Annotated in this window: 22 protein-coding genes; 10 read left to right on the top strand and 12 right to left on the bottom strand. The window is 42.4% G+C overall.

Features of this window, described 5'->3' with window-relative positions; all coding sequences use genetic code 11:
* The first annotated feature begins 196 nt into the window (after nt 1-196).
* From DFO73_RS10215 to DFO73_RS10205, 3 genes are all read left to right on the top strand, one after another.
* Nucleotides 197-328: a YuzL family protein gene (locus tag DFO73_RS10215; protein WP_110064680.1), complete on the top strand. Its 132-nt coding sequence runs from the start codon at nt 197-199 to the stop codon at nt 326-328.
* Nucleotides 329-576: 248 nt separating this feature from the next.
* Complete coding sequence (locus DFO73_RS10210) at nt 577-849, top strand: hypothetical protein (protein ID WP_110064679.1); 273 nt, start codon at nt 577-579, stop codon at nt 847-849.
* Nucleotides 850-864: 15 nt separating this feature from the next.
* Nucleotides 865-1,218 carry a spore coat protein gene (locus tag DFO73_RS10205; protein ID WP_110064678.1) on the top strand — a complete coding sequence of 118 codons (354 nt, stop codon included), beginning with the start codon at nt 865-867 and terminating at the stop codon, nt 1,216-1,218.
* A 174-nt stretch (nt 1,219-1,392) separates the two neighbouring features.
* Here the strand turns inward: DFO73_RS10205 and DFO73_RS10200 are convergent, their stop codons facing one another.
* The 5 genes from DFO73_RS10200 to DFO73_RS10180 all read right to left on the bottom strand — a co-directional run bounded on the left by DFO73_RS10200 (nt 1,393) and on the right by DFO73_RS10180 (nt 5,369).
* Nucleotides 1,393-1,644, bottom strand: coding sequence for a YusU family protein (locus DFO73_RS10200; RefSeq protein WP_110064677.1), 252 nt, complete (start codon nt 1,642-1,644; stop codon nt 1,393-1,395).
* Nucleotides 1,645-1,657: 13 nt separating this feature from the next.
* Nucleotides 1,658-2,407 carry an IucA/IucC family C-terminal-domain containing protein gene (locus DFO73_RS10195; protein ID WP_110064676.1) on the bottom strand — a complete coding sequence of 250 codons (750 nt, stop codon included), beginning with the start codon at nt 2,405-2,407 and terminating at the stop codon, nt 1,658-1,660.
* A gap of 2 nt (nt 2,408-2,409) precedes the next feature.
* Nucleotides 2,410-3,228 (bottom strand): ABC transporter ATP-binding protein, encoded by an 819-nt coding sequence (locus tag DFO73_RS10190; protein ID WP_110064675.1) that lies wholly within the window; start codon nt 3,226-3,228, stop codon nt 2,410-2,412.
* An 84-nt stretch (nt 3,229-3,312) separates the two neighbouring features.
* The gene (locus DFO73_RS10185; protein ID WP_110064674.1) at nt 3,313-4,368 is read right to left on the bottom strand and encodes a FecCD family ABC transporter permease; all 1,056 of its coding nucleotides are present in this window, start codon (nt 4,366-4,368) and stop codon (nt 3,313-3,315) included.
* Nucleotides 4,368-5,369 carry a FecCD family ABC transporter permease gene (locus DFO73_RS10180; RefSeq protein ID WP_110064673.1) on the bottom strand — a complete coding sequence of 334 codons (1,002 nt, stop codon included), beginning with the start codon at nt 5,367-5,369 and terminating at the stop codon, nt 4,368-4,370. The genes DFO73_RS10185 and DFO73_RS10180 overlap by 1 nt, the downstream gene beginning before the upstream one ends.
* Before the next feature lie 294 nt (nt 5,370-5,663).
* Here DFO73_RS10180 and DFO73_RS10175 point away from each other — a divergent pair, with 294 nt between their 5' ends.
* The 4 genes from DFO73_RS10175 to DFO73_RS10160 all read left to right on the top strand — a co-directional run bounded on the left by DFO73_RS10175 (nt 5,664) and on the right by DFO73_RS10160 (nt 10,789).
* Nucleotides 5,664-6,635 (top strand): ABC transporter substrate-binding protein, encoded by a 972-nt coding sequence (locus DFO73_RS10175; protein ID WP_110064672.1) that lies wholly within the window; start codon nt 5,664-5,666, stop codon nt 6,633-6,635.
* 438 nt (nt 6,636-7,073) lie between these two features.
* Nucleotides 7,074-8,567: a spore germination protein gene (locus tag DFO73_RS10170; RefSeq protein WP_110064671.1), complete on the top strand. Its 1,494-nt coding sequence runs from the start codon at nt 7,074-7,076 to the stop codon at nt 8,565-8,567.
* A 63-nt stretch (nt 8,568-8,630) separates the two neighbouring features.
* Entirely contained in the window at nt 8,631-9,737 is a 1,107-nt protein-coding gene (locus DFO73_RS10165) for a GerAB/ArcD/ProY family transporter (RefSeq protein ID WP_110064670.1), read from the top strand.
* Complete coding sequence (locus DFO73_RS10160; protein ID WP_110064669.1) at nt 9,734-10,789, top strand: Ger(x)C family spore germination protein; 1,056 nt, start codon at nt 9,734-9,736, stop codon at nt 10,787-10,789. The genes DFO73_RS10165 and DFO73_RS10160 overlap by 4 nt, the downstream gene beginning before the upstream one ends.
* A gap of 33 nt (nt 10,790-10,822) precedes the next feature.
* Here the strand turns inward: DFO73_RS10160 and DFO73_RS10155 are convergent, their stop codons facing one another.
* From DFO73_RS10155 to DFO73_RS10145, 3 genes are all read right to left on the bottom strand, one after another.
* Nucleotides 10,823-11,995, bottom strand: coding sequence for an FtsW/RodA/SpoVE family cell cycle protein (locus DFO73_RS10155; RefSeq protein WP_110064668.1), 1,173 nt, complete (start codon nt 11,993-11,995; stop codon nt 10,823-10,825).
* Nucleotides 11,996-12,278: 283 nt separating this feature from the next.
* Entirely contained in the window at nt 12,279-13,061 is a 783-nt protein-coding gene (locus DFO73_RS10150) for a DUF4931 domain-containing protein (protein ID WP_110064667.1), read from the bottom strand.
* Between the two features lie 105 nt (nt 13,062-13,166).
* The gene (locus DFO73_RS10145; RefSeq protein WP_258309370.1) at nt 13,167-13,937 is read right to left on the bottom strand and encodes a FixH family protein; all 771 of its coding nucleotides are present in this window, start codon (nt 13,935-13,937) and stop codon (nt 13,167-13,169) included.
* Nucleotides 13,938-14,480: 543 nt separating this feature from the next.
* On the opposite strand from DFO73_RS10145, the gene spoIIP reads away from it, so the two are divergent.
* Genes spoIIP through DFO73_RS10135 form a run of 3 tightly spaced genes read left to right on the top strand, consistent with a single transcriptional unit; the run spans nt 14,481 to nt 16,599 of the window.
* Nucleotides 14,481-15,617, top strand: coding sequence for a stage II sporulation protein P (gene spoIIP, locus DFO73_RS10140; protein WP_110064666.1), 1,137 nt, complete (start codon nt 14,481-14,483; stop codon nt 15,615-15,617).
* Nucleotides 15,601-15,786: a hypothetical protein gene (locus tag DFO73_RS28290; RefSeq protein ID WP_142669521.1), complete on the top strand. Its 186-nt coding sequence runs from the start codon at nt 15,601-15,603 to the stop codon at nt 15,784-15,786. The genes spoIIP and DFO73_RS28290 overlap by 17 nt, the downstream gene beginning before the upstream one ends.
* Nucleotides 15,787-15,843: 57 nt before the next feature.
* The gene (locus DFO73_RS10135) at nt 15,844-16,599 is read left to right on the top strand and encodes a (S)-benzoin forming benzil reductase (RefSeq protein WP_258309369.1); all 756 of its coding nucleotides are present in this window, start codon (nt 15,844-15,846) and stop codon (nt 16,597-16,599) included.
* A 355-nt stretch (nt 16,600-16,954) separates the two neighbouring features.
* On the opposite strand, the gene DFO73_RS10125 is transcribed toward DFO73_RS10135, so the two are convergent.
* The 4 genes from DFO73_RS10125 to DFO73_RS10115 form a co-directional block, all read right to left on the bottom strand.
* Nucleotides 16,955-17,590 (bottom strand): histidine kinase, encoded by a 636-nt coding sequence (locus tag DFO73_RS10125; protein ID WP_110064663.1) that lies wholly within the window; start codon nt 17,588-17,590, stop codon nt 16,955-16,957.
* Nucleotides 17,591-17,664: 74 nt separating this feature from the next.
* Nucleotides 17,665-18,345: a GNAT family N-acetyltransferase gene (locus DFO73_RS10120; RefSeq protein WP_258309385.1), complete on the bottom strand. Its 681-nt coding sequence runs from the start codon at nt 18,343-18,345 to the stop codon at nt 17,665-17,667.
* A 50-nt stretch (nt 18,346-18,395) separates the two neighbouring features.
* Nucleotides 18,396-18,542, bottom strand: coding sequence for a hypothetical protein (locus tag DFO73_RS28590; protein WP_181395976.1), 147 nt, complete (start codon nt 18,540-18,542; stop codon nt 18,396-18,398).
* Between the two features lie 234 nt (nt 18,543-18,776).
* Nucleotides 18,777-19,511 carry an amino acid ABC transporter ATP-binding protein gene (locus DFO73_RS10115; RefSeq protein ID WP_110064661.1) on the bottom strand — a complete coding sequence of 245 codons (735 nt, stop codon included), beginning with the start codon at nt 19,509-19,511 and terminating at the stop codon, nt 18,777-18,779.
* Nucleotides 19,512-19,533: the final 22 nt, after the last annotated feature.

Raw genomic sequence — 19,533 nt, 5'->3', positions numbered from 1 at the left:
CAAAATTTACGCAATGATTTTAAGCGGAAATTTGAAAATGTTTTGAATTTTTTTAAATAGACAAGATAACTGCCTAGTTCAATTAGGCGCAAGGATAAGGATCTTTTTGGACACTCTAAAAGGGAAACTTCCATCAGCGGCCGCGTTAATCTGCTGGTTGGAAGTGAAGGATTGCTTTTTACGGAGGTGAAGAACGATGGGAAAAATGAAAAAGGATCCATCCAGAGCTGGAGTTAGCGCGGCGAGTGTACAGGGTGATGCAGGCCCCACTGTCGAAAGGCAAGGTCCCAAAAAGGTGAACAGCCAGAATAATCAATATAAACGTTAATTTCGGGCTAGCCAACGCACCTGCTTATCGGTGCTCCAAGCTGGGAACCTGTTAATTCATTTTTTTAAAGGCTGGCTGCTGTCAGCCTTTTTTACTCCTTTTTCAATATGGTTATAGGGTAAATTATCAAATGCTCTTCCAATGGAATAGCAAACGATCTTCAGAGGAATGATATGGTCGAATAGAAATGCTTTTTTATTCCTCATGCCGTTTTTATCATATCCGGCAATTAAAATGGAGGGTTACTCATGCAGCAGCAAAATATGAATATACAAAATCAGCAGGGCATTATGCAGCAGCCTCCTGCCGTTGTTTCCACTAAGGATTCCCTGTATTTAACGGATATGCTTTCCTGGAATCTTCTCGCATTTAAAAAGGCGCATTTTTACGCACAGCAATGCCAGGATCAAGAGCTGAAGACACATTTCGACCAGTGCGGACAAATGCATCAACGCCATTATGAGCAGCTGCTTACCCATTTAAACCAGCAAAATCAGCAAAACTTTATGGGAATGCAATAAGAGGGGGACAAAAGAATGAACCAGAATCAGAACCAAAACCAAAATACGATCCAAAACCCTGAAACGCAGGTTAATAGTACTCCGCAAATGAACGACCGCGATTTTGCAAATGACTTACTATCAACTGAAAAATATATGACCAATGCTTATTCTGTTGCTATGAATGAAGCAAGACACCAGAGCCTTTACCAGGATATGCTGACTGTTTTTAACGAAACGCAAAACCAGCAGAGAGAGCTTTATAACCTTATGTTCAAAAAAGGCTGGTATAAAGTTGAAGCTGCTGACCAGCAGAAGCTTCAGCAATCTTATCAGCAATTCCAGGGTTATTCCAATCAGTTTCCGTATGGAAATAGCCAAATGCAATAAAGACGAAAACCGCTGCATCATGCCTGCAGCGGTTTTTTTTTAGGAGTTGCAAATAAAATTAAGGGTTTTGTAAATATAACGGAAATTTTCAAAAAAAGTACATCTGCATAGAAAAACTGCACGGACCCATTAATTTCAGCCTTATCAGAAAGAATTTAAAGAAGGCTAAATCCCCTAATTTGATCTTTTGCTTCTCAATTCTTCATTCATCATTTTGATTTCAGCAATTAGAGCCTTCATTTCCTCTTTTGCATCAGGATATGTATCGTTCCAGTGTTTGGCTAAAGGAGGCATGGATTTGGCGATAAAGGAATACAGCGCCCAGGCTTCGACCTTTTCTTTTAGTTCTGGATCACTCTCGCCAATTAGGAGTTCAGTATATTTTCCAAGCAATCCGTCCAGCTGCTCTTTTAATTTATCATTCATCACGTTTCCTCCTTTATAAGTTTTTGCAAACTTGAGGGCATGTGCCGCACCGTTTGCCGCTGTTCGTCAAGTAAGAAAAGCAGCATGTTTTTCGAGGCCTGATCATTTTCCCGGTGCTTTCAACAAAGATCTTCTTGTTATGATACCGTTTTAGCGGGTTTTCATTATAACGTCCGAACAAATCGCCAGATGCTTCTTCGATGATGAACTTGAAATCTTCAGAAGCCTGTCTTGCCAATAAGGGTTCTTCTGGCAAGACGGTTTCGTAAAGCCAGAATAGATAAATGACGATATTTTCCCAAAGAATCAGCTTTGAAATCTTCGCCTCTTTTGCTACACTGTCCAAAATTGGAAACACGTGAATACTGAACAGGGAGCGAATAGCATCTTCTCTCCATTGGTTTCTGTCCGCTCCTGCAGCTTTACCCCAAAGGTTTTTAAACCGAAAACCTGGCAGCCATAACCCATTCTTCTCTTGGCTTTCCAGGGATAGGTTCTCATGCGATATATCCAGCTTCAAATTCCAAGCTGTCATACAATATAAATAAGTCACGGGCAGAAACGCGTACCTTTTAACAAGAATGGATGCAGCTACCTTTTCATCAGCTGCACCAATATGCTGTTTAAGTTTAAGCAGGTACTCCCCCACTGTACCGGGGTCCAGCAATTCTTTTGTTTCTATAGAAAAAGAAGAGTTTTCAGCATTTGAAACGAGCCTAAATTGCCTGAGGGCATCCGCCTGTTCTTTAGTAAGCCTAATCATCCTTATATTCCCTGCCCTTTCAGGATGCACCTTCCTTTTCCGTATGGAATGCATAGCGGGGTGCCGAATAAAGGATCAATCGTGACTTCGCAGTCCATGCCAAACACATTTTTTACTAATCCACAATTGATGACATGTTCGGGCTTACCCTGCGCAAAAACTTTCTGTTCTTTTATGGCGACTATATTATGTGCATAGCGGCAGGCTAAATTTAGGTCATGCAGTACCATAACAATCGTACGCTGCTCTTTTTCATTTAATTCAAAGAGCAAGTCGAGAATCTCGATTTGATGGGTCATATCCAAATAAGTGGTTGGCTCATCCAGCAGTATAGTATCTGTGTCCTGGGCCAGTGTCATTGCAATCCAGGCTCTCTGGCGCTGCCCCCCTGATAAGGAATCAACCGTTCGATCCTTTAATTCCTCCATGCCAGTTGCTTTCAGGGCGTTCCTAACCTTTAGTTCATCTTCTGTTGACCATTGCTTCAGCCAGGTCTGATACGGATACCGTCCTTGTTTTACCAGCTGCAGCACTGTCAGGCCTTCAGGAGCTGCAGGAGATTGGGGCAAAATAGCCATTTTTCGGGCGACATCTTTGGTCGAAAGCCGGGCAATGGCCTCCCCTTCCAATAAAACCGCACCTGATTTTGGCTTCAGCAGCCGGGCAATGGACCGGAGCAATGTCGATTTTCCACACCCGTTCCCGCCAATAAATACAGTGATTTCCCCTTTAGGGATTTCCAAGTTAAGCTCGTTGATAATAATGGTGTCTCCGTAAGACAATGTTAAATCTTTTGTTGCGATCGCTTGCCCTGCTGTCATGCTTGCCCTCTCCTTTTTTTAAAAATATCTATATATATAGGCTATCCAGTTACCTGTTCCATACAATTTTTAAGCTTTTCCAAGTTATGAGTTTCTTGTTTTAAAAAGCAAATAAATAAAATAAGGTGCACCGATGCTGGCTGTAAAGACGCCGGCTGGGATTTCCAAAGGCGAAAATAAAGTCCTGCCAATCAAATCTGCTGCCATAACCAGGATTCCTCCGATCAATGCCGAAGCCGGGAGCAGTGCGCCAAAAGCTGAACCAACCAGCCTGCGCGCCATATGTGGTGCCATTAACCCCACAAAGCCAATTCCGCCGGCAAATGCAACGGCTCCGCCTATCAAAGCAGTACTCACCATCAAAAGCAGGAAACGGTATTTTTGCACCGTGCTGCCGACGCCTGTGGCAATTTCATCCCCAAGCTCCTGGATATTGACATTTCTGGCTAAAATAAATGCCAGAATCAAGAGGATAAGCGTCCATGGCACTAATATAGCGACGTTTCCCCAGTTAGAACCGTAAACAGTGCCGGTTATCCAAATATTTGCCTGGCTTGCCTGATAAATCGGGCCGAAAACCATCATCAAAGTAGTCAAGGCCTTCATCAAACTTGCGATGCCGATCCCGATCAAAACGAGGCGGACCGGTGATACTCCATCTTTGTATGCTAAAAAATAAACAAGAAAAGCTACAATACCAGCGCCCGCAAATGCCGCAAGAGGCATCCAATTTATACTTACGGTTAAAGCATTGTTTTCATCACTAAAAAAAGCAAGAAAACCGACTACCGCTACAGAGGCACCCCCTGTTATTCCGATAATGTCCGGTGAGGCAAGCGGGTTTCGGATCATCCCCTGTAAAATGCCTCCCGCTACCGCAAGAGCAATCCCTACCATGAGGGCAACGATAATTCTAGGAAGCCTGAAGGATTGTATAACGAGCCTTTCCATATCCGAGCCTCCGCCAAAGAAGACCTGCAAAACCTTCAGGGGGCCAATCTTCATTTCACCCGTCCCGGTACTAATGATAAAAACGCCTGCCGCCGCAGCAGCTAGAATAAGAAAAACCATAAGTGCCCTTCGGTTGATCAAGAAGGAAACTCTTTCGCCAAAAAGGCGCAGGTTATGGTATTTTTTCATTATTGATTGAACCCCCTTCTGGCTATGTAAACGAAGAAAGGAGTTCCGATCACAGCAGTCATGACCCCAACAGGAACCTCCTGCGGCATGATGATATATCTTGCTGCTATATCCGCGATTAAAAGGAGCATCCCGCCAAAAAGCCCTGCAAAAGGAATGACCCAGCGGTGATCAATGCCAACGACTGCGCGTGTAAGATGAGGAATGACAATGCCGAGAAAGCCAATCGGGCCGGCAACAGCTACTGCCCCTCCGGATAAAAGAACGACAATAATACCGGCACCCAGCTTAAGCAATCCAGTTTTTAACCCCAACCCCTTGGCTACATCCTCTCCCATGGAAAGAACGTTCATTTTTCCCGCGATAGCCAGAGAAAAAAACCAGCCTGCGAGGAGATATGGAAGTACCGCAATAAGAGTTTCTAATTTCCTTCCTGATACAGATCCGGCGAGCCAGAACAGAACCTGCTCAAGGGCAGTCTCGTTTAAAACAAGAAATCCCTGTGTCATGGATGCAAACATGGCACTCATTGCCGCACCGGCAAGCGTCAGTTTCATAGGGGTTAACCCTTCCCTCCCAATCGAACCAATAATATAGACGAGGATAAATGAGACAGCAGCCCCCAGAAATGATATCCAAGTAAAAAACTGAAGATTGCTGATCGATAAAAGGGAGACTGAGATAACAACAGCAAATCCCGCCCCTGCGTTAATCCCAAAAATTTCGGGAGCAGCAAGCGGATTCTTTGTCAGTGTCTGAAGCAATACCCCTGCTATGGCCAGACTTGCCCCCACCGCAGCTGCAATTAACGCCCTTGGGAAGCGGACAGATTGTATAATGATATGTTCATTGGATCCATCAAATTCTGTAAACGCATTGATGGCCATCTTCCAGGTTGTGTCCGTATATCCGTATACAATACTGAAAGACATTAATACTAATAGCAGGATTATAGCTAAAATAAGCCCTGCCCATCTTAGGGAGTTCGTTTTTAATAGCATAGTGAAAACCTTTCTAGCTTCTATTTTATAAGGTTTATTTACAATATCAGTCTATTGTACAGACTCATGTGCTGTCAATGAGTTTGAAAATCATTTTCACTGGCAATTCATCTCGTTTAAAGTATGAGATGATTTTCCATAGACTGGTGTTTCCCAAATTTAATTAGAAAAGTCTCTAAAAAATAATTGAAAATGATTTTCATTTACCCGTTGACATATGGAAGAATCCATTTTATTATAAAGGTGTCAAATGAAAATGATTATCATTAACAATACATATTGGAGGATGCACTTATGAAATTTAAATCTTTACTTGCAATTTTTTCAGTATTGACTATCTTGTTCTTGGCCGCATGCGGAAATAACAATGAACAAGATGATCAGGCTGCTGAAAAAGAAAACGAAGGAAACAAAACAGAAGATACAAGCTATACAGTTGAGCACGCAATGGGAACAACAACGCTAGAGAAAAGTCCTGAAAAAGTCGTAATCCTTACAAATGAAGGAACCGAAGCTCTTTTATCAATGGGTGTTACACCAGTAGGAGCCGTTCAATCCTGGACAGGTGATCCTTGGTATGAGCATATTGCAGACGACATGAAGGATGTCCAGGTAGTTGGAACAGAGAGTGAAGTTAATGTCGAAGCAATCGCAGCCCTTCAGCCGGATCTGATTATCGGAAACAAAATGCGCCAGGAAAAAATCTACGATCAATTAAATGACATTGCCCCTACCGTTTTTGCTGAAACATTGCGCGGAGACTGGAAAGAAAACTTTGAGCTTTACGCAAAAGCACTTAATAAAGAAGAAGAAGGCAAAAAAGTCCTTTCAGATTATGACAGCCGCATCGAAGAAATCAAAACAAGCCTTGGTGACAAAGTAAATCAGGAAGTTTCCATTGTCCGCTTTATGGCTGGAGATGTCCGCATCTACCATAAAGATACCTTCTCTGGTGTGATCCTTGACCAAATCGGTTTTGCCCGCCCTGAAAGCCAGGATGTAGATGATTTTGCTGAGAAAAATGCTACAAAAGAACGCATCCCTGCCATGGATGGGGATATCCTATTCTACTTTACTTATGAGACAGGTGATGGCGAAGCAAGCCAGCTTGAAAAAGAATGGATTGAAGATCCATTATTCAAAAACCTGAAGGTTGCCCAGGAAGGCCATGTTTATAAAGTAAATGATACAATCTGGAATACAGCCGGCGGTGTCATTGCAGCAAACCTGCTTCTGGATGATATTGAAAAATATTTTGTGAAGTAAAATAAACTCGAGATTGCGCTCCCATAATACCCCCTCTTTTTATGAGAGCTCATATATAAAGGAACCTGCCTTGGGCAGGTTCCTTTTTTGCGGGCAAATTTACTTTTTTTAATAGGCCATGTTAAAACTTATTTTTGATTTGGGCACCCTGCTGATTGGAGCGGAAGGCACGAAAATGCATTCGCATTTCCTATGTGCGGTTCAAAGAAGCATATTCAAAGTCCTGTGGAAGGAGCGTCGTACCGCGCGGAAAGCTAGTACCTGGAGCGGAAATCAACTGGCCATATTAACAGATCCTTAAAATAAAAATATTGCTCCGTTTCCCTTTTCAAAGAACTCCCCCCCCCCCAAATAGGCTCTTTTTTATTGTCTGCCATTCATAAGTTTTCCAAAACCGGCAACAATAAGCGTAATGCCGAAAATGATGGTGATTTTCCTATGAAAAGATGGTTGAAGAATAAGCGAATTAAAGAGGATATTGAGCACAAGGAATGGGAACAATCCTTTATCAAATCCAAGGATTTCAAGAAAGTTTTTTATTATAACCAAAAAACGAATGTGCGTTTTGGGCTTACATTCATGGCTACTTTAGTGGATGAGAATATCATACAAGAAGGCATTCTCCCCAATCTGCTGGGAGAGGAATTTCGGGAAATTGAGGACATTAAACTGCTTGTCCCTGTTGCCGATGTCCAAATTTGTGATGATCCTTCTTTAATTGAACAGAAAATAATGAACGGTTATGTGATGCTGACAATTGAAACGGAGCTCAAGCATTTCGGCTTTATAGCTGCACAAAAAGAAATTGTCAGGGCCATCAGCCAGCCGGAAGTTGAATTTTCCGTGATTGGGCCTAAGGAAGCGTTTGTCGAGTCGCTCGGGCAAAACTTGAATTTAATCCGAAAGCGGCTGCCCGTAAAAGAACTGATTATTGAAGAGTTTACTCTTGGCAGCTTGTCAAAAACAGGCGTTGCGATGCTGTATGTGGAAAATATTACAAACGAAGACAATGTGAATACTGTCAGGCAGCGGTTAAAAAATGTAAAGTTTGATGCCATAACAGACAGTTCCTACATTGTTCAGCTCATTTCGGATAATTCGAACTCCCCTTTTCCGCAGCTGCTTGATACGGAAAGGCCTGACCGGGTTGCGGGAATTTTGGCTGAAGGGAAAGTTGCCATTGTAGTGGATGGATCGCCTCATGTTCTCATTACGCCAACAACACTTGTTGAGTTTTTTAGTTCATTCGAAGATTATTTTTTAAATTGGATATTATCTTCCTTTTTCCGTTTGATCCGCTTATTTGCGGTTGCCTTTTCGATTCTTGTTACACCTATATATGTAGCAGCTTTATCATATCATTATGAGCTTATTCCAAAAGATTTGATGAGTACTTTAATTACATCAAGGAGGGAAATTCCCCTCCCTCCTATTCTTGAAGCCTTGTTTCTCGAACTGACAATTGAATTGCTTCGTGAGGCCGGAGCCCGGCTGCCTACGAAGGTCGGCCAGACAATCGGCATCGTGGGAGGAATTGTTATCGGGACAGCTTCAGTAGAGGCTGGCCTGACAAGTAACGTCCTCCTCATTATTGTTGCCCTTGCTGCTCTTGCTTCCTTTACGACGCCTGTATACCGGATGGGCAACACAATCCGTTTGCTCCGCTTCCCTTTCTTATTTTTTGCTGAGCTATGGGGGCTGCTGGGAATCGTGTTTTGTTTCTGTTTACTGCTGACCCATTTAGTGCGGCTGACTTCACTCGGAAGGCCTTTTCTGGAGCCGCTTTATCCTCCTCGTGTAGTAGATATGAAAGATGCACTAATCAGGCTTCCATTCGAGAGACAGTCCAAGAGGCCATTATTTTTAAGGACGAAAAACCCTTTCCGTTTTAGCAAGAAAAAGGCGCAAGAGAAAAAGGATATTGATGAATAACACGAAAGTATGAACCCAGAAGTAATACAGCCCGTTAACAAGCATGAAACGGAGGTGAACCAGATGCAGGAGCAGCCAATTCCAGACAGATTGAAAATATCACCTTTTTTAGTCTTTTATTTAATTATGTCTATGCAAATTGGAATCGGGGTCCTTGGCTATCAGCGAATTATCGCACTGAAAGCGGGATATGATGCCTGGATGTCCATTCTATTAGCAGGGGGGTGCATCCATGTCATTGTGTGGATGATTTATAAAATTGGCGAAACAGTAGACGGAGATATTGTCACAGCACATAAATATATTGCCGGAAATTTTTTCGGCAAAGTGCTCAGCTCTATTTTTATCGGCTATTTTACCTTATACAGCTTAACGGTAGTCCGGACATTCATTGAGGTAATTCAAGTATGGATGTTCCCGGAAATGAGTACTTTCTGGTTCTCCTTTGGTTTTATGATTCTGTGTGTTTATATCATTTTTGGCGGGTTTCGGACTGTTGTCGGAATGGCTTTCTTCGGACTTGTCCTGCCTGCTTATCTGCTCTTGACATTTGGATGGGCAATCAAATTCGCCAACTTTTATAATCTCCTGCCCATTTTGGACCATTCCATTAAAGAGGTGCTGACAGCATCCTATTATATGTCGCTTACCTTTATCGGGTTTGAGATCATATTGTTTTTTTACCCTTTTATAAAAGAACCAGAAAAATCCAAAAAGTGGGCACATTTGGCGGTTTTGACAACGACCCTCATTTACACTGTTTTAGCAATCATCACTTTTGCTTATTTTGCGGAAGAACAGCTGCAAAAGCAGATATGGGCAACCTTGGCCATGTGGAAAATAGTTGAGATGCCCTTTGTGGAACGATTTGAATATATCGGGATTGCCAACTGGAATTTGATCATCCTGCCCAATGTGTGCATTTCCGTATGGATTGCTTCACGCCTTATTAAAAGAATTATGAATGTCAGGCAAAAAATCGGCGTTTTTTTCATTGTTGGTCCGGTTCTGTTTTTAATCAATTTCCTGGATACCCGGGAGAAAATAAATATGCTTAACGACTATATTGGCAAAATGGGATTTGCTTTTACCTTTATTTATATTCCAATGCTCTTTGCCGCAGTTATGATAGCCAAGAAGGTAAAGAAGAAAAAGGGGAAGAGGAGATGAAAAAGTTAGTACTACTTTTGGTTGCCATCCTTCTAACCGGGTGTGTCGAAAAAGAAATTATCGATGATATCAATATTGAAGTAGCAGTTGGTTACGACAAAGCCGATGATCGGGAAGGATATAAAGGGACTGTTCTATTTCAGCAATTTCAGCCCGATCAGAGCGTGCAGAATGTAACTTACTCCGGCGAAGGTAAGTTAAGGCAGGACCTACTATTAGATGTTTCAAAACAATCATCAGAACCCGTTGTTACAGGCGGTTTAAAACTTGCCATTTTCGGGCCTGAACTTGTGAAGGAGGGAATCTATGATCTTGTTGATTCTTTTCAAAGGGATGCCAGCATCGGTGCCAGATTATTTCTGGCAACCTCAGAAGGAAAAAGTGGAGATCTATTAAAGGGCGAATATGGTACAAGAGGAAACTCCACATATATCTATAATCTCATTAGCCATAATGTTGAAAAAAGGGACATCCCCAAAACAAATCTTCACCTGGCAGCCCGGGATTTTTATCAAAAAGGAAAAGATCTTTTCCTCCCGCGTTTAAAGCAGGCAGGCCAGAATGAAGTTGAAATAGTTGGCATCAGCCTATTCAAGGATGATAAGGAAGTAGATATACTGCCTGTTAAGAAGATGTTCTTTTTTAAATTATTAGTGGATAAGTACAGTGAGGGTAATTTTGATGTTAAAACTTCTGAAGAAGCTCGTGCTGCTATTCAAAGTATAAGATCAAAGCATAAAATCAAGGTTTCAAATAGACATGCGAAAATAAATATAGAAATTGACGGAATTATCCGGGAATATACCGGGAAAGCTTTAACACCTGAGATAATAAAGGAAGTTGAGAAAACACTGGAGGATCAAGTGGAAAGAGAGTCCGTAAAACTGCTTAAAAGGTTTCAGGAGCTTGGGATCGATCCTTTAGGCTTCGGTCAAAAGATGAAACAGCAACACAGAAAGTTTGATTTTAATAAATGGGAAGATGAGTACAAGCAATTGACCTTTGATGTTAAATGCGATGTAGTGATATCTGAAACAGGAGTTATTGAATAAAGAAGAGCGGGCTTCTGAGCCCGCTCTTTCTGTTTAATCACTGGTTGAGAACATATATTTTTTATAATGGTAGCGGATTGAGAAAATCAGCCCCATAGCCAGCATATTGCCCATTAGCGAGCTTCCCCCATAGCTAATGAACGGGAGCGGGATGCCCGTGATCGGTAAAAGGCCAATAGTCATGCCGACATTTTGAAAGACATGGAAGGTGACCATGCTAATTACACCCACACAGATGTAGGTATAAAAATTGTTTTTTGTTTCCATGCCAATCTTGGTAATATGGTAAATCAGCAGGAAAAAAAGGCTGACTACGATGCTTGCTCCTATAAATCCAAACTCTTCGCCTACAATACTAAAGATAAAATCTGTATGGCTTTCCGGCAGGTATACTTCTCTCGTTCCATACCCTTTGCCGCTTGTTTCCCCTGATCCTATAGCCAGGAGAGAACGGGTGAGCTGGAAACCTGTTGAGCTCTGGTAATTGTACGGATCAATCCAAGAATAAATACGCGCAAACTGATATTCCTTAACCCCTAAATACTTCTCAAGAATATCGGGATGCCAGAGGACGAAATAAAAGATCGTACCGGCCAGTGCTGCTCCTGTGCCAAAAATGGGAGCCAGCAGCTTCCAGCTGATTCCCGATATGAAAATCATCCCGAGCATAATCGCGAGAAAAACAAGGCTTGTACCCAAATCCGGCTGCTGCATAACCAGCATGAGCGGTACCATGGTTAAACCAACCAGTTTAATGAGCAGCCATAAATCAGTCTGCATCGTTTTAATGGCATTTTTTTGATGATGGTCATCAATCGTTTTTGCCAGAACAAGGATAATAAACACCTTAACGAGCTCAGCCGGCTGCAAAGAGCCCATCCCAGGCACCTTGTACCAGGCCTTGGCCCCGTTAATAACAGGAGCAATGCTGCTGGGAGCAATAATCAAAAAGCCCAGCAGCAGGATTCCCAAGCCATAGACGTACCAGGAAATCTTCTTTAACTGGTCAGAATCAAGCGTAATGACCGCTGCAATGATCCCTGTTCCAACCATATACCAGACAATCTGCTTCAGGAGGAAATTTTCGGTGTACTGCCCGGTTGTCTGGGCGCTGTAAATCGAGATCGCGCTCACTAAAAATAAAAGCATCAATATTAATACTAAGCCCCAATCAAGCTTAGGAGGTGTATGTCGATTTGAGGTCATGATCATTCTCCTTTAAAAACAAAAACCATTTGCCTTAAGGATTTTTTCCGGCATAACGGAATATGAAGCAGCTTAAGAAATAGAGGAGGGCTAAAATCGAGAAATTCCCTTTTGCACTTCCTATAATTCCTCGCTACAATATTTCATTATATTTTTTATAGAGATAAATCACAACTTCTAAAGAGCTAATGGATATTATTTCAAGTTTTTCCGAAATTTCAAAATGATGATTTTAACCTAATAGGCATTGCTGCAAAACCATATCTGTATTTCTTCAGGTGTATTAGGGCCTATTTTTAAAATCCCCGCTGAAATAGCGTAATTTAATATCATCTCTCATCCACTCCAGGTTATTGGGTACCTGAGGAATGCTATAGCCGATAAAAATGGGAGTGGTTACATAACGTGGAACAATTTTTGCGTAAATATCCTTGCCCAGCTTGTAAAAGAACAAATTGTAGCTGTTGCTTGGGAAAGGAAAGGCATTCAAAATATAATGGGCGGCAGCTTGAATGCATTTGGCGAAGGCGGGAATTTCATCCTCGTCGGCAAGCTTGACATTGAATTCATAGAAGCCGATTCTTGGTGATGTTGATAACGTGAAGACCGTGCCGCCTTCTTCATGGATGAGAAGCCCTTCAAAATCGCTTGCATGGACTTTTTCCTTATAATCGATATTTTTCAGCCCGACAATTTGCATATGAGGATGGGCGATGCTTCCTCCCGATAAAGGCCCATGGTTTTTAAAGAACAAAACAGATTCATATTCCCCGCCTTCTTCCATCTCAAGCCAATGTTTTAGGCCAAATGAAATGAGCCTGATTAAATGCTCCCCGGAATAAACGGACAGCTCGCTGTCACATTCATCCGTTTCAATCAAAACCGTTTGATAAGCATTTTCAAGCACAGGGTATTTATTTTTCAATAAAATGATTGAATCCTCTGCCGCGATAATATCTGTAAGCTCATCCCTAGCACAAAAAGGGCAGCTTATATCCTTATTCCGAATACTATTGGGCTTCTGGACTCCAATCCCGGTATTAAAATGCAAATGCGTATCTGACATTACTCTGACACCTGCTTCTCTATAATCTCTCCTTTTATTTTATCATGAAAACGAGTACCAGGTACCAATACCAGTTCAATCAACTGGTATTGGTACCTGGTACTTTTATTCAACCGTTACTACAGTTTCCGTGTGCTGGTGGAGGTCATGGCCTTTTTCGGCATGGATGGTAATGCTGTATGTGCCTTTCTCCGGAAATTGATGGGCAGCTGTGTATTTTCCTTCTTCACTTTCGGTTAGGTTAACCCATTCAGGTATAGAACCATTAAGGGAGATTTCAAGCTTAACTTTAGCCTCTGTTAGCGGTTTACCTTCTTTATCAAGCATGACTGACAAATCAGTCTGCTCCTTTGCATGAACATGGTCAGGTGTCTTCAGCTCCATGGATACTTCTTCGTCATGGCCGTGGGAGTGGCTTTCTTCATGCCCTTCTTCCTTATGTTCATGCTGATGTTCATCAGCCTCAGCATTTACCTCGCCAACTTGGATTGAAGCCTGTGGCATCGTATGCTGCCTTCTTGCGGTAACATGGGATTGTACATAGTAGATCCCTTCCTCCGTGAACACATGATCAGCCATGTATTTCCCCTCTGAATCATGCTTCGCTTCCACCATTTCACTATTTTCTTCTTGGCCTTCGATCCAAACCTCAAATTTCACTTCATCCGCATCCGTTACGGCCTCATTTCCTTGTCTCACGGTAACAGCAAGGGAAGCTTCTTCACCTGCATCGATTGTTTCAGGAACCTTCAAGTCAGCCTCAATGACTTGTACAGCTGTTTCCTCACTATCTTTGGATTTCCCTTGTTCAGGCTTGCTGCTGCATCCTCCAAGGATAAAGATGCCAGCCATCATAATCAACAACGCATTTCTCATTCTGTATTCCTACTCTCTTTTGTATTTACTGTTAATAACCTAAATATAAAGGCAAATTGTGATAAAAAAATGAAATCTTTCTAAAAAAATGGCTCTGTTAAATTTACCTGTTGATTTCCGCTGCAGGCACTCCCTTTCCGCGGGCGGTCCGACGCTCCTCGTCGCTTTTCTCCTGCGGGGTCTCCCATTGATCCGCACTCCCGCAGGACGTTGAATAAGCATCCTCGAATAAACACCGCACGAAGAAAATGCGAATGCATTTTCGAGGAGTTCGTGCCTTCCGCTCCAATCAACAGGGTGCTAAAAAACAATAAGCTTTAACAGAGCCAAAAAAATAAAGACCCGCTTTGAGGTCTTTTAAATTGCAAATTATGCTTTGGCAACCAAAGCCAGGATACGAGAATACAAGCTGCTGTAAATGCCCATCTCTCCGGACCGTTGTATGACCTTCTTTTATTCGTCTCCCACCTCCCTTTTTTTCCTTCCTGCTCATCTTCTAAATTAGCGTATCCGTCATATATTTGAAGAGATGGAGGGATCCAAATGAATTCAAAATTAAGAGTCCATTCTGTTTTCTTTTACATAAACAGCTGGCTGTTCAGTATTTGTGCGGTTGTAGTTCTCGCCGGGATTGTTACGGTTTATCCATCCGCCTTTACCTCATCCCATGTGAATTTACTGCTTAAGGATATTAAGGCAGACCAGCTGTTCATCCACTTCCTGAAAGCAGAGAACCATTATTTTTACCGGGATATGCCCACGGAAACCTACTCCCTTCCTGGAACTCTCTTTAAGCTGGCCACCAACACCCAGCCACAGGATGTCAGAACGTTCCTGGGCCGTGAACTGCCTGGTTTTTCTATCTTTGACACTGGCATTGCCGTTGCCGGAGAAGGAACCGATTTTACCAACCTTCCAGTAGAGTCTGCACCGCCTCTTGAAGTTCTTTTAAAAGAAAGAGAGCTTGCTCTGGATAATGGGGATGGCGGGAGCACCGCCGCGCCGCCAGCCATTCCGGATAAAAAAAGTGTCCTAATCTATCATTCTCATAGCTGGGAGTCATTTGCACCGCTTTTAAAAGATGTAAAGGATTCAAATGAAGCGGTTAGCCCCAATGAACAGGTTAATGTGATAGCTGTTGGGAAAAAGCTGAGCGAGGAGCTTGCGAAAAAAGGCATCGGTGCTGAGCATGATAAAACCAATACAGCCGCAGAGCTCAAAAAGAAGGGCTGGAGCTGGGAAAGCTCTTATTCACTTTCGAGGGAGACTGTCCAAACTGCCATGACTGAGAATAAAAACGTAAAGTTTTTGATTGATATCCACAGGGATTCACTTCCCCGGGAGGAAACAACTGCCTTAATCGGCCAGAAGCAGTATGCACGCCTGTTTTTTGTCGTAGGAAAAGAGCATAAAAATTACGAGCAAAACCTGAAAGTAGCTTCGGAGCTCCATAAAGCACTTGAGGCAAAGTATAAAGGGATCAGCAGGGGTGTCTTTGTAAAAGGAAAAAGCGAAGGCAACGGCATTTATAACCAGGATCTTTCCGAACGCGCACTTCTGCTGGAATTCGGAGGAGTGGAAAATAACCTGGATGAGCTGAATCATTCAATTGAAGCTTTTTCTGAAGTCTTCAGCGAATATTACTGGAAGGCAGAGACAGTCAATGCAGAAGGAAATTAAAGCTAGTCATTACTGTCTCCTGTTTACATTTTTCAGCACCCTAATCATCTACCTTTTGTTTGGCTTCAGCACCATCACAGTTTCCTGCCTATTCTCGGGAGTCATTCTCTCGATTATCAATTTAATTGAAGACGAAATGAAACAATACGGACCAGACCGCAATGGCTGATACAGGCAAAATTTATTATTTTCTGTTTTAATAGACATAATAAGACAGGAAATAGGAGTGATTGAATTGAAACTGGCCATTATTACAGGCGCCTCCAAAGGCCTTGGTGCTTCCATTGCAAAGAGAATGATCAAAGAAGGAACAGGAATCATCTCTGTATCAAGAACTGAAAACCCGGAACTAACTGAGCTTGCTGCAGAGAACCAGGTCTTGTACGGACACTATTTCTGCAACCTGGCTTCGCCTGAGGAAGTGGAATCCGTATTTGGGGAAATTATAGGGCTTTTGCGGGAGAAGCAGCCGGAAGCCCTTTATGTTTTTAACAATGCAGGAGTCATTGATCCGATTGGAACTGCCGGCAACCTGGACCATAAGGCTTTAATCCAAAATGTGCACGTCAACTTAATCGCACCTTTTATGATCTCTAATATGCTGCTGAGTGAAGCTTCACGGGATATGACAATCGTTAATATTACTTCTGGCGCGGCAGAAAGGCCAATTCAGGGCTGGAGCGCTTATTGCAGCACAAAGGCTGGAATAAATATGTTCACAGAAACAGCTGCACTCGAACAGCAAACAGCAGGCAGCAGCCATAAAATCATCGCTTTCAGTCCTGGTGTCATGGACACAGATATGCAGGACGTCATCCGCTCATCGGCAAAGGAAGATTTTCATGACCTTGAAAAGTTCCAAACATACAAAGAAAAGGGCATGCTGAGAGATACAGATACCGTGGCAAATGCATTGATTGATCTTCTGCTGAAGAAGGAGATTGAAAGCGGAAAAGTTTATTATGTGAACGATTTGATCTGATTTTGGCGCCAATAGCGAAGCCGGCCGTTCTTTGAACAGCCGGCTTTTTTATATAGGCTCTTTTCTAAAAGATTGTTGTTTGTGAATAGGTTCTGTGAGATAAACAAGGTTGGTTGATTGGAGCGTAAGGTGCGGGATCCTCGAAAATGCATTCGCATTTTCTTCGTGCGGTGTTAATTCAAGGAAGCTTATTCAATGTCCTGCGGGAGGAGCGGGACAGGAGAGACCCCACAGGTGCTGCGCCTCCGTGAAGGCTCACCGCCCGCACCGCAGTTCGCTGAGCATCCTGGAGCGGAAATCAACCTCTTCTCACTACTATTAAAAAGCAACAAGTTTCCGAAAACAGCTTTTATGTTTATTCTTCTCCTAAGATATCACTGTCCACGACACCATGATGAATCCGGACGACTTCATGGTTTTTATCTTTTTGAATAACGAAAAACCCGTTCGAGAAGTCTGAAGATAATTCTTTGAAGAAAATTCCGTCGATACCCCTCTCATGCTTTTCGCCGATTGTTAAATGGTATTCAGAACCTTTTTTGACAAGCTGGGCCGGAAAGCCTTTATCCCAATCCTCTGATGGATTATGGATCTTTCTGGTTACCTCCACTGCATGGACGTCCACCCCTTCCAGCAGCTCGAATAAATCATTGATCAGCGAATGCTTAACCATTCGTTCAAGCTTGGTCTGGACAGCCTGCCCAAGTATAATCTGGGTGATCTTATATTGCTGTGCCGTGTCCGCTATCACCTTGGCAATTTTTTTGCCTTCTGAATACTTCGATAGCATTTGCAGTCCGTATTTTTCTGCCAAACTTTCGAATAAAAACTTTGTTTGCAGCTCATTAAAGTCAAGGTCTTCATCCTTCTGGTTTTCTACCGAGAGAATATACCCTTCCCCCTGGAAAGCGTCTTTTAAGATTTTTCCTCTTCGGGCCAATCTTTCCGCATTGTTGGGATTGCTGACACATACTAAAATATTTTCTCTCATCTCCACACCTCTCTCACCTGATTCTATAATTAGTATAGCACGCAAACATAGGAATAAACCTTATTCTTCCAGAGCTAAGCCTGTGATGTTAGCGGATGCTTAAAATTGGCCGGAAGCATCAATTCTTCCGGGGTACGGATAAAAAGCACCTCATCCGGATGAAAGCTTCTTGCTGCTGGATTAATATCCGGAAAGCCAGGGGTAAAATGGAACAAAATTTCTTTCGTCCTCCCGGAAATGAATTTGGAAAGGACCGGTTTTATATGTATTTTTGCTTCGGAGATCACATCGTAAACATGCAGCGTTTCCTGCTCTTCTTTTAATAGAACGATCGCGTTTTCATCCTCCATCAAGTAAATATCCTCATTGAAAACATTGCTGCAGTAAAACATAAGAATGTTCTCAGTACCTTCAGCTGCCAGTTTGGAAGAGAGGAGAATTCTCTTCGAGGCAAATTCATGAATGAATTTCAGGTCATTGCTGTTCATACCATTTAGCTTTCGGACGCCATTCGCTGGTGAAGGCTTAAGTTCATCTGTTCCGATCCAAAACTGCCTTTCTTCATAAGGCTTAAATCCAAACTTCGGGTAGAAGTTAAGCACAGACCTGTTGGCGAATAGGTACATTAGATCGCATTTATTTTCATAATCACTGATTACTTTAGTCATCAAACCTGCGGAAAGTCCTCTGCCCCGGTAATCCGGATGTGTCATTACTGTCCCGATTTGGATCGCTTTATAGGTTTCCCCCTGAATCAGTAAGTTAACATGATTGACAGATACATTGGCGACAATCTGATTTCCGTCTAATATGAATACGGATTATAGCTATCTCCCCAAAACCCTTGCCTATACCAGCTTTCAAAAGTGACTCCAAATACTTTACAGGCAAGGGTGTTAAAGCTTTCCCGGTACTGTTCATCGTCCTTATAGTCTTTGATAAAATTAAGCATAGGCAATCCTCCTTCCCCCTATAGTATTTAGAATAGCAGATTTTTTTGAATTTTTTATAGAAACATGAATAAAGGATAAACGGGCTGGCCATACTATTCCTACAAGTGTAAATCCCCCTTTTTTTCGCTTCCAAATTGGAAGCATTTTTTTTGCAAAAGAAAACAATCGCCATTCTATAAGGGGAAACTCAGATAATATTAAAAAACTCCGCTGTTTATCAGCGGAGTTTTTGTTTATTGGATCAGATTTAAAAATTGTTTGGTGCGAGCCTCTTTTGGATCAGAGAATATCTGTTCAGGATTGCCGCGTTCCACGACTACGCCGGCATCCATGAAAATGACTTCATCTGCTGCTTCTCTGGCAAATCTCATTTCATGGGTAACAACGACCATTGTCATTCCTTCATTGGCAAGATCCTTCATCACCTTCAGCACTTCCCCAACAAGCTCAGGGTCAAGGGCAGAAGTGGGCTCATCAAAGAGCATGACCTTGGGTTCCATAGCAAGTGCCCTTGCAATCCCTACCCGCTGCTGCTGGCCTCCCGAAAGCTGAAAGGGATAATAATGGATCTTATCACCCAAACCTACTTTCCCTAAAAGCATTTCAGCCTTTTTTCTGGCAGCTTCCTTCTTTTCACCTTTAACTGTTACAGGTCCTTCCATGATATTTTCGAGTGCAGTCATATGGGGAAAGAGATTGTAGTTTTGAAATACCATTCCGGTAAGGCGGCGAAAAGAAGGGATCTTCTTCTTTGGCACTTGCTGTGAGAAATCAAGAATTTGATCCTCAATCGCAATTTGCCCGGATGTGGGCTGTTCCAGCACATTCAGGCAGCGCAATAATGTTGTTTTCCCTGATCCAGACGGTCCAATCACCACTACAACTTTTCCTTTAGCCACTTCAAGATTAATTCCTTTTAATACTTTTAACTGATCAAACTGCTTATGCAAATCCTTTATTTCAATCATTGAATTGCTCCTTGTCTAGCCT

Origin of the sequence: Cytobacillus oceanisediminis (assembly GCF_003182355.1) — a bacterium.
Taxonomy (GTDB): Bacteria; Bacillota; Bacilli; order Bacillales; family Cytobacillaceae; genus Cytobacillus; species Cytobacillus oceanisediminis_A.
Note: the sequence above shows the minus strand (reverse complement) of the source record. Positions and strands in the feature narration are given on the sequence as shown.

Bases quoted from the DNA above. Each gene is read 5' to 3' on its own strand.
- DFO73_RS10190 (WP_110064675.1), bottom strand. From the start codon at position 3,228: ATGACAGCAGGGCAAGCGATCGCAACAAAAGATTTAACATTGTCTTAC.
- DFO73_RS10200 (WP_110064677.1), bottom strand. From the start codon at position 1,644: ATGAATGATAAATTAAAAGAGCAGCTGGACGGATTGCTTGGAAAATAT.
- DFO73_RS10185 (WP_110064674.1), bottom strand. From the start codon at position 4,368: ATGAAAAAATACCATAACCTGCGCCTTTTTGGCGAAAGAGTTTCCTTC.
- DFO73_RS10170 (WP_110064671.1), top strand. From the start codon at position 7,074: ATGAAAAGATGGTTGAAGAATAAGCGAATTAAAGAGGATATTGAGCAC.
- DFO73_RS10145 (WP_258309370.1), bottom strand. From the start codon at position 13,937: ATGAGAAATGCGTTGTTGATTATGATGGCTGGCATCTTTATCCTTGGA.
- DFO73_RS10210 (WP_110064679.1), top strand. From the start codon at position 577: ATGCAGCAGCAAAATATGAATATACAAAATCAGCAGGGCATTATGCAG.
- DFO73_RS10160 (WP_110064669.1), top strand. From the start codon at position 9,734: ATGAAAAAGTTAGTACTACTTTTGGTTGCCATCCTTCTAACCGGGTGT.
- DFO73_RS10125 (WP_110064663.1), bottom strand. From the start codon at position 17,590: ATGAGAGAAAATATTTTAGTATGTGTCAGCAATCCCAACAATGCGGAA.
- DFO73_RS28290 (WP_142669521.1), top strand. From the start codon at position 15,601: ATGCAGAAGGAAATTAAAGCTAGTCATTACTGTCTCCTGTTTACATTT.
- DFO73_RS10175 (WP_110064672.1), top strand. From the start codon at position 5,664: ATGAAATTTAAATCTTTACTTGCAATTTTTTCAGTATTGACTATCTTG.
- DFO73_RS10205 (WP_110064678.1), top strand. From the start codon at position 865: ATGAACCAGAATCAGAACCAAAACCAAAATACGATCCAAAACCCTGAA.
- DFO73_RS10155 (WP_110064668.1), bottom strand. From the start codon at position 11,995: ATGACCTCAAATCGACATACACCTCCTAAGCTTGATTGGGGCTTAGTA.
- DFO73_RS10165 (WP_110064670.1), top strand. From the start codon at position 8,631: ATGCAGGAGCAGCCAATTCCAGACAGATTGAAAATATCACCTTTTTTA.
- spoIIP (WP_110064666.1), top strand. From the start codon at position 14,481: ATGAATTCAAAATTAAGAGTCCATTCTGTTTTCTTTTACATAAACAGC.
- DFO73_RS10195 (WP_110064676.1), bottom strand. From the start codon at position 2,407: ATGATTAGGCTTACTAAAGAACAGGCGGATGCCCTCAGGCAATTTAGG.
- DFO73_RS10150 (WP_110064667.1), bottom strand. From the start codon at position 13,061: ATGTCAGATACGCATTTGCATTTTAATACCGGGATTGGAGTCCAGAAG.
- DFO73_RS10115 (WP_110064661.1), bottom strand. From the start codon at position 19,511: ATGATTGAAATAAAGGATTTGCATAAGCAGTTTGATCAGTTAAAAGTA.
- DFO73_RS28590 (WP_181395976.1), bottom strand. From the start codon at position 18,542: ATGCTTAATTTTATCAAAGACTATAAGGACGATGAACAGTACCGGGAA.
- DFO73_RS10215 (WP_110064680.1), top strand. From the start codon at position 197: ATGGGAAAAATGAAAAAGGATCCATCCAGAGCTGGAGTTAGCGCGGCG.
- DFO73_RS10180 (WP_110064673.1), bottom strand. From the start codon at position 5,369: ATGCTATTAAAAACGAACTCCCTAAGATGGGCAGGGCTTATTTTAGCT.